Here is a 7,862-nt window from a genome sequence, read left to right on the forward strand (position 1 = left end):
GAAGGAAGGCAGCCATGCCCGCATCGGGTCGGTCCGTCGTACGGCGGACCGGACGAATCCTCACCGGCCTCGGAGCGCTGGTCGTGCTCTGCACACTGCTGGCCGGCGCGCCGGTGGCACTGCTCGCCTTCGCCGGCAACCCTCTGCCCGACCACCTGCCCACCATCGCCGAGGTGGGCACCGCGCTGACCAGCCGGGACGACGGCCAGCTCTTCCTGCGGGCGTTGGCACTGGCCGGCTGGTTCGGCTGGGCCACGTTCGCCTTCTCGGTCCTCGTCGAGTTGGGCGCGCAGAGCCTGCGCCGGCCGGCGCCGAAGCTGCCGGGGATGAGCCGCCAGCAGAAGGCCGCCGCCGCCCTGGTCGGTTCGGTCGCGCTGATCCTCGCCGCCAGCCCGGCCGCCGCCAGCGCCGCCGCCGTCTACGGCGGTTCGGCGTACGCCCACCCGGGCACACCGGCCGTCGCCACCCTGGCCGGCCCGGGCGCCGCCACCCTGGCTGGGCCGGCGTCCACGTCGGCGCTGGGTACGGCCCACGGGACCGCCGCGCCCCGCGTCGCGGGCGCCACGGTCAGCGACGCGTCGGCCCTGGCCGCGCCTTCGCGCGCGGGCGCGAGTGACGAGGCGGCTCCGGTGTACCGGGTGGCGCGGGGCGACTACCTCGGCGATGTGGCCGAGCGTTACCTGGACGAGTTCGCCGACTACCGACGGCTGGCCGAGCTGAACCGGCTCGACGACCCGGACCGGATCCGCCCTGGCCAGCTGCTCCGACTGCCCGCCGAGGCCACCGACCAGGGCGCCCGCTCCCATGCCACCGGCCGCCTGGTCGCCCGACCCGCGCCCAAGCCGCCGGCCCCCCGACCGGCACCCGAGCGGGCCGCGCCGGAACGTGTGGCACCGACACCACCCACCGGTACGGAGTCCACGGGTCAGCCGCCCGCGATGACGGTCGGCGCCGCCCGGGCCGGCGCGACCGACCGGGTCAACCGACCGCTGGCGGTCTCCGCCGTGCTGGCCGTGGCGAGCATCGTCGGCGCCCAGATCGGCGCGGTGCTCGGACTGCGCCGCCGCCCGGCCACCGCCGGCGCGTCCCCTCGGTCAGCCGCGTCCACCCGCACGCCCCGCGGCGGCGCGCGCAAAAGCATCGGCAGCGCAGCCCGGACCAGCAGCGGTACGACCCGGACCGGCGGTACGACCCGGACCAGCAGCGGTACGACCCGGGCGCCTGGCATCACCACCGGGCCGAGCGGCGGAGCAGCGACCGCTGCCCCCGGGCGGTCCGGCGACGAGGGCCGGAGGGGGAACGCCTCCTGGGGTGACGGTGAGGGATGGGGCGGCTACGACGAACACGGTGGCCCGCTGGCCGGCGGACACGGATTGGACTCCGTGCCGGACGGACCGGAGGTCGGTAGGCACCGGCGCAGCTGACCCGGCGCTCGCCCCTCCGGTGAGTCCGCACGAGGTCGCCGCCGTTTGGGCGGTCAAGCGGCCGACCTCGGACGCAGGTCCGTCGGTTGGCGGTCACGCCGGGCTTCCTGCCCTGCTCGCTCCCGGTCGACAGGCCGCACCACCTTTCCAGCTCAACTTCCCGCCGGTCGACAACCGCAACCGGCTTCCAGCTCAACTCAGCGCCGGCCAACAGGCCGCACCGCGCCTCCAGCTCAACTCAGCGCCGATCAACCGGGCCGCACTGGGCTTCCAGCTCAGCTCCTCGCCGGTCGACCGGGCCGCACTGAGCTTCCGACTCAGCTCACCGCCGATCGACAGCCGCGCCGGCTTCCCGCTCATTGCGGCGACCCCGGCGGCAGCACAGCAGCGGACTCGCCCCGGCTGGCGGCATGGGTCCGGAGAGCGCGATACCTCACAGGTATAAATATGACTCTGAGGTATCGCGCTTGGAAGTAGCACCGGCCCCCTGCGTCTCGGACACAGAGTCAAGCGGCGCGCGGCAGCCCGCGCAGGATCAGCGGCGCAAACGCCAGCCCGGCGCAAAATGAGCAGCGCGCACGCAATCCCGCTCAGGGGTGGAGCGGCGCTCAGCGGCCCGGCGCAGGAGCGGCGCGCTCAGCAGCCCAGCACCGGGTGAACGGCGCACGGCAGCCTGCCGCAGGATGAGCGGCGCTCAGCGGCTCGGCGCCGGATGAGCGGTGGCAACCCCGGCAGCCTGGCCCGAGCGCCGGACGCCGGGCAGCCGGCGGCCGGGCAGCGGGCGGCCGGGCAGCGGGCGGATATCCGTTCGCCGGCTGTCAGGGCAGGCGGGTCTGCAGCACGCCGTCCTGGACCCGGGTGGGCAGGATCTGCTGGTCGTTGCCGGACGGCCCCTGCACGACCTCGCCACCGTTCAGGCGGAAGGCGCTGCCGTGCCACGGGCAGACCACACAGGCGTGTCCGTCGATCTCCTGTACCTCGCCCTCGCCGAGCGGCCCGCTCTGGTGCGGGCAACGCTCCAGCATCACGGTGACCTCGTCACCGTGCCGGTAGAGGATCACCGAGACGTCGTCCACCTCCCGGGTGACCAGCGTGCGTTGCGGGAGCGCCGCCATCTCGGCCAGCGAGTGCCAGCCGTCGCTCATCCGGTGCAGCTCGGAGATGCTCTGGTTGACCTGGGCCCCCTGCTTGTACGCCAGGTGGCCACCGATGTACGCCCCGAGGCTCACGGCGGTAAGCCCGATAAACCCGAGGGTACGACCGACGCCGTGGCGGCCGGAGAGCCGCGCCGCCAGCGAGCCGGCATAGAGCGTCACGCCGACCGTGTTCGCGGCGGCGTGCACCAGGCCGACCCGGCGCTGGTCCCGGGAGAGCGCCGCCCAGTCGTTCAGCCCGGCGACGGCAGCGGGCAGCGCGCTCACGGTGCCCAGACCGACCAGCACGGTGGCGGGACGGCGCTGCCCGGGCATCAGGTCCAGCACCGCGGCGCTGATCCAGGCGCCCACCGGCACCTGCACCATCGCCGGATGCAGTGGATGCCCCAGCGTCACTCCGTGCAGCAGGTCCCGCAGTCGCCGGGGACGCAGCGTGGCGAGGACCGCCCGCTGCAGCCGGTCACCTGTTCGGTCCAGCCGCGATGCTTGCTCAACTTTCGTCAACAGTGCTCGCACCCGTACCGACTTCCCGGCGAACGCGGTCGCAAACCGGTCGGCGGTGACAGACCTGTAGCACGGCGTGTCGACAGCTCTTTCGGCCCGGGCCCGGCGCGTCGCATGATCGCCTGCGAGGGCTGCCGGGCTGCGGGGGATGCGGGGCTGCGGCGGCTGCGGTCCGGCGGGCATGCTGGGCCGATGGGTGTACGGGTGGAGCGCGCCGGGCCGGTGACGACAGTGGTGCTGGACCGGCCAGCGGCCCGGAACGCTGTCGACGGGCCGACCGCGCGGGCGCTGGCCGACGCCTTTCGGGCCTTCGACGCCGACCCGGACGCGGCGGTGGCCGTGCTCTGGGGAGCCGGCGGCACGTTCTGTGCCGGCGCCGACCTCAAGGCGATCGGCACGCCCAGCGGCAACCGGGTCGAGCCGGAGGGGGACGGCCCGATGGGTCCGACCCGGATGGCGCTGAGCAAGCCGGTGATCGCGGCGATCTCCGGGTACGCGGTGGCGGGCGGTCTGGAGTTGGCGCTCTGGTGCGACCTGCGCGTCGCCGAGTCCGACGCGACGCTCGGGGTCTTCTGCCGCCGCTGGGGAGTGCCGCTGATCGACGGTGGCACCGTCCGGCTGCCCCGGCTGATCGGTGAGAGCCGCGCGATGGACCTGATCCTCACCGGCCGGCCGGTGCCGGCCGACGAGGCGTACACGATGGGGTTGGTCAACCGGTTGGTGCCACCCGGCCAGGCGCGAGCCGCGGCAGAGGAACTGGCGGCGGGGATCGCCCGGCATCCGCAGACCTGCCTGCGCAACGACCGGGCGTCGGTGCTGGCCGGCGCCCGCACGCCCGAGCCGGAGGCCATGGCGACCGAACTGGCGTACGGGATGGATTCGCTGGCCACCGACGCGGCGGCCGGCGCGGCCCGGTTCGCCGCCGGTGCGGGTCGGCACGGCGCGATGCCGCCGGGAGAGTGAGCCTCCCGGCGGCATCGGCTACCGGTGAGATCAGTTGCGGTTGATGGTGAAGGTCGTCGTGGTGTTGCGGATGTCCTGGTAGTTGTTGGTCAGCCGCAGGTTGTTGAAGGTGACCGAGCCGACCGCCGGACCCTGGCCGGGTTCCGGCATCTCGTTGGCCCAGATCGCGTAGCCGGACTTCGCGTCGAACGCGTCACCGCTCTTACGGACGCCACTGATCGAGACGTTGGTGAAGACCGTGTCGGTGATCGGGTTCTCCGGCTGCGACCCGTTGTACTTGGTCTGGAACATGATGCCGGTGTACGTCGGATCGACGATGTCCACGTCGGACACCCGGATGCCGCGGAACTCCTTCGAGGCGGAGAACACCCAGATCGCGGGGAATGTCTGGGATCCCCAGAAGTGCCCACCCGCCCGGATCAGCGAGATGTTCTGGAACTGGGTCGGTGGGCTGGCGCCGAACCCGATGAACGGATAGCCGAAGTCCAGCGAGCTGATGGTGATCCCGGAGTACGTCAACATGTCCGCGATGTACAGGTTACGGAAGATGTTGTTGTAGCCGCCGTAGACCGCCAGCCCGGCCGCCCGCCAGGTCAGCGTGGCCGAGAGGTTCTCGAAGACGTTGCCGTTGTTGCCGGTCGACGCACCCTGGTCGGTGGCCGAGAAGAGAGCGAACGCGTCATCGCCGTTCGACCGCCCCTCGGTGTTGGTGATCAGGTTGTTGGTGCTGCCGTTGGTCAGGTTCACACCGTCGGCGAAGGTGTTCCGGAAGCGGCTGTTGCGGATGGTCAACCCGCTGACGCTCACGCCCCAGTACGCGCAGACGGTGTGCTCGACCCAGACGCTGTCCAGCGTCATGTTGTCGACGTCCTTCAGCTCACCCCAGACCTTGCCCGGCCCGTCCTGACGGATGGTGTAGTTGCCGAAGAAGGCCAGGTGGGAGAAGGTCGACCCGCTGGCCGAGGACTCCACCCGGAAGCCCGCGTCGGTGTTCTGCTGGCCGGTGGGCGTCTGGAAGCGGGTGTACCACATGCCCGCGCCGACCACCGTGATCGGCTTGCCGTACACCTGGAGCTTCTGCGCGGTCTCGTAGGTGCCGGCCGGCAGGTAGACACCGATCAGGTTGCCGGTGGTGTCCATCCGGACCGCGTCCAGCGCGTTCTGGACGTCCTGGTGGCTGAAGCCGGTCGGCACGCGGTACCGGGCCGGGTCGGGGTTGGCGCGCGGTGCGACCAGCTCCAGGTTGATGAAGTCGATCGCGTACGTGGTGGTGTTGGCCGGGTCCTTCTGCAGACGGATCCTGCTGCCGGCCGGGATGGTCGAGTTCAACATCACGTTCGCCTCGTCGTACAGGTGGCGAGGCGGGCCGGCGCTGGGCGAGTCACTCGGGCTGGCCTCCGCGCCGTAGAGCCAGATGTGCTTGGAGGTCAGGTTGATCGGCTTGTGCAGGGTGCCGTTGACGTAGATGTTCAGCGTCGAGTTGATGCCTCCACCGCCCGGCGCGTCGGGGATGGAGAAGCGGGTGACCAGGGTGTTGGTCGCCGCCCGGGTGGTCCACTCGACGTATGAGCCGGTGCTGTTCAGGGTCACCGCCCGACGTCCGGACGCCTCGCCGCCGAGGTTGCCGATGTCCCGGTTGGGACCGACCTGCCCGGCGCCGCCGCCGGTGGTGCCGTCCTCGGCCTCGTACATGTCGTAGCCCAGGTTGGCGCCACGCCCGACGAAGAGCGGGCGGTCACTGGTGTTGTTGGCCTGCTTGACCGGCAGCTCGTTGCCGTCGACGGCGAGCACCACCCGGACGGTGTACTTGCCATTCGCGGAGGTCCAGGTGCCCAGGTTGATCGGGCTGACCGTCGCGCCGGCGTTGATCACGCCGGAGTACGAGCCGGTCAGGGTACGGACCACGGCGCCGGACTCGTTGAGCACGGTCAGGGTGATGCCGTGCGAGCCGGACGCGGACGCCTGGTTGCCGGCGTTGCGGATCGACACGGAGAACGTGACCGTGCTGCCGGGGGGCGGGTTGCCCGGTGACCAGTCGACCGCGGAGGCCACCAGGTCGGAGCTGGCGACCGCGCTGACCACCAGCGGGCTGGGGTTGGTGTAGCTGTTGTTGGTGTCGTCCTGCTCGACGACGGTGTTCGACTCGTCGACCTTCGCGCTGAGCGGGTAGCTGCCCGAGTCACGGGTGCCGATGTTGGCGGTGACCGTGGTCGAGGCGCCGGCCGCCAGGCCGCCGACCGACGCGGTGCCGACCCGGGTGGCGCCCAGGTAGAAGTTGACGTTGGTGGCGCCGGAGGACGCCGAGCCGGCGTTACGCACGGTGGCCGAGAGCGTGATGGTGCTCGTCTCGACCGGCGCGGACGGGGTGAACGACATGCCGGTCACGGTCAGATCCGGGTTCGGCGCCGGGGTGCCGATGACCTGGAACTCGGCCACCTGGCCGGCCGGGGCGCCGGTGTTCGAGGCGATCGAGAGCCGTACGTCGGCCGCCGCGCCGGAGACCGGGATGGTCACCGTGTTGCCGCTGCCCGGGTTGAAGGTGTAGTTCGCCGCGCCGACCAGGGTGGTGAAGGTCGACGAGCCCTGGTCGCGGCCCAGCACGGTGATGTTCTGGGTACGCGCACCCCAGGCCGCGTCCGGGTTCAGCTTCACCACGATCTGGCTGAGGCTGGCGTTCGCGCCGAGCTGCACGGTCAGCGTGCTCGGGTTGCCGTTGCCCTCCCAGTAGGTGGCCACGTTGTTGTCGTTGGCGTTGGTGGCCACGAACGTGTGCACGTACCCGGAGGCGGTGATCGGCTTGCCGAGCGCCAGGTTGGTGCCGACCGGCGGGTTGCCGGTGCCGGTCCGGGTCACGGTGTTGCTGTTCGCCGACTGGTTGCCGGCCGCGTCCCTGGCCCGGACGTGGTACGAGACCGTGGCGCTGGTCGGCTGACTGTCGGTGTACGTGAGGGTCGAGCCGTTGACGCTGCCGCGCAGCGCGCCGTTGGCGTAGACGTCGTACCCGGTCACCCCGACGTTGTCGGTGGACGCGGACCAGGTGAGCCGGATCTGCCCGCTGGCGGGCTGGGTGTACGCCAGGTTGCCGGGGACGCTGGGGGCCTGCGTGTCGGGGCTGCCGACTGCGCCGTAGACCTCGACCTCGGAGAACTGGGCGGCCGGCCAGCCGGTGTTGCCGGTGACCTGCACCCGCACGTAACGGGTGCTGGCCGCCGTGAAGGTGACGGTCGCGGTGTTACCGGTGGCCGGGTTGAAGGTGTAGCCGCCGGACGCCTTCAGGGTGGTGAACGACGACCCGTTGGTGGAGCCGAGCACCGACAGCGTCTGGGTGCGGGTCTGCCAGGCCGACGCGGGCGGCAGCTTCAGCACGACCCGGTCCACGCTGACCGTGGCGCCGAGGTCGGCCTGGATCCACTGCGGGAACGCGTTGTTGGCGCTCTCCCAGTAGGTGTCCGCGTTGCCGTCGTTGGCGTTGCCGGGCACGTAGTTCTGGTTGTGGCTGCTGGCGGTCATGGTGGCGGAGAGCCCGGCGAGCATGGCCACGCGCGCGGCGGCCGCGGACGGGTCGGCGACCGGCGCCGCGCCGGCCGCGGGGGTGACGACCGGGGCGGTGGCGACGAGCATTCCGGCGAGCAGGCCGGCGAGCAGCCGTCGGTGGCCGCTGCGGGTGGTTCGGGGGACGGGTGTGGGCGCGGCGCTTGGCGGCGTGCCTCGTCTGGTGCCGTTTCTGGACATGGGGTCGCTACACCTCTTTCGGGGGTGGGTGCGGGGTGTGGTGCCCGGCGACGGGTGCAGGGGTACGCCCGTCGCCGGGCACCAC

4 protein-coding genes and 1 pseudogene are annotated in these 7,862 nt (G+C 72.0%); 2 read left to right on the forward strand and 3 right to left on the reverse strand.

Features of this window, described 5'->3' with window-relative positions:
• Positions 1–14 precede the first annotated feature (14 nt).
• Positions 15–1,076: pseudogene (locus EAD89_RS11455) on the forward strand (LysM peptidoglycan-binding domain-containing protein); the annotation flags it as partial.
• Positions 1,077–1,616: 540 nt separating this feature from the next.
• On the opposite strand, the gene EAD89_RS30445 reads toward EAD89_RS11455, so the two are convergent.
• Positions 1,617–1,784 carry a hypothetical protein gene (locus EAD89_RS30445; protein ID WP_158610731.1) on the reverse strand — a complete coding sequence of 56 codons (168 nt, stop codon included), beginning with the start codon at positions 1,782–1,784 and terminating at the stop codon, positions 1,617–1,619.
• A 458-nt stretch (positions 1,785–2,242) separates the two neighbouring features.
• A complete protein-coding gene (locus EAD89_RS11460) occupies positions 2,243–3,094 on the reverse strand; it encodes a Rieske 2Fe-2S domain-containing protein (RefSeq protein WP_121675672.1) in 852 nt (283 codons plus the stop codon).
• 180 nt (positions 3,095–3,274) lie between these two features.
• On the opposite strand from EAD89_RS11460, the gene EAD89_RS11465 reads away from it, so the two are divergent.
• Complete coding sequence (locus EAD89_RS11465) at positions 3,275–4,045, forward strand: crotonase/enoyl-CoA hydratase family protein (protein WP_121675673.1); 771 nt, start codon at positions 3,275–3,277, stop codon at positions 4,043–4,045.
• 30 nt (positions 4,046–4,075) lie between these two features.
• Here EAD89_RS11465 and EAD89_RS11470 read toward each other — a convergent pair whose 3' ends face one another.
• Entirely contained in the window at positions 4,076–7,777 is a 3,702-nt protein-coding gene (locus EAD89_RS11470) for a discoidin domain-containing protein (RefSeq protein ID WP_121675674.1), read from the reverse strand.
• Positions 7,778–7,862 lie beyond the last annotated feature (85 nt).

This window comes from Micromonospora sp. BL4, assembly GCF_003667505.1.
Classification (GTDB): Bacteria; Actinomycetota; Actinomycetes; order Mycobacteriales; family Micromonosporaceae; genus Micromonospora.

Excerpts from the sequence above, each read along its gene's own strand:
- EAD89_RS30445 (WP_158610731.1), bottom strand. The coding sequence starts at position 1,784 with ATGAGCGGGAAGCCGGCGCGGCTGTCGATCGGCGGTGAGCTGAGTCGG.
- EAD89_RS11465 (WP_121675673.1), top strand. The coding sequence starts at position 3,275 with ATGGGTGTACGGGTGGAGCGCGCCGGGCCGGTGACGACAGTGGTGCTG.
- EAD89_RS11470 (WP_121675674.1), bottom strand. The coding sequence starts at position 7,777 with ATGTCCAGAAACGGCACCAGACGAGGCACGCCGCCAAGCGCCGCGCCC.